General features: G+C 65.1%; 1 protein-coding gene. It reads left to right on the top strand.

Translation table 11 applies throughout. From position 1 onward, the window contains the following. Positions 1-713, top strand: a 713-nt coding sequence (locus WS45_RS32700) for a 3-hydroxybutyrate dehydrogenase (protein ID WP_059703503.1), incomplete at both ends; no start/stop codon positions are given.

The following is a 713-nucleotide window of genomic DNA, read 5'->3' as shown; positions in this document are numbered from 1 at the left end:
GGCAAGACCGCAGTCGTCACGGGCGCCGCAAGCGGCATCGGCAAGGAAATCGCACTGGAGCTCGCGAAGGCGGGCGCCGCGGTCGCGATCGCCGACCTGAACCAGGACGGCGCAAACGCGGTTGCCGACGAGATCAACAAGGCAGGCGGCAAGGCGATCGGCGTCGCGATGGACGTGACCAGCGAGGAAGCGGTCAACAGCGGCATCGACAAGGTGGCGGAAACGTTCGGCTCGGTCGACATCCTCGTGTCGAACGCGGGCATCCAGATCGTCAACCCGATCGAGAACTACTCGTTCGCCGACTGGAAGAAGATGCAGGCGATCCACGTCGACGGTGCGTTCCTGACGACCAAGGCCGCGCTCAAGCACATGTACAAGGACGATCGCGGCGGCGTCGTGATCTACATGGGCTCGGTGCACTCGCACGAGGCGTCGCCGCTGAAGTCGGCGTACGTGACGGCCAAGCACGGGCTGCTCGGCTTGGCACGTGTGCTGGCGAAGGAAGGCGCGAAGCACAACGTGCGCTCGCACGTCGTGTGTCCGGGCTTCGTGCGCACGCCGCTGGTCGACAAGCAGATTCCGGAGCAGGCGAAGGAGCTCGGGATCAGCGAAGAGGAAGTGGTGAAGAAGGTGATGCTCGGCAACACGGTCGACGGCGTGTTCACGACGGTGCAGGACGTCGCGCAGACGGTGCTGTTCCTGTCGGCGTTCCC

It is taken from the genome of Burkholderia sp. RF2-non_BP3 (assembly GCF_001522185.1).
Classification (GTDB): Bacteria; Pseudomonadota; Gammaproteobacteria; order Burkholderiales; family Burkholderiaceae; genus Burkholderia; species Burkholderia diffusa.
The sequence above is the reverse complement of the archived record's forward strand: the minus strand, read 5'-3'. Positions and strand labels throughout refer to the sequence as shown.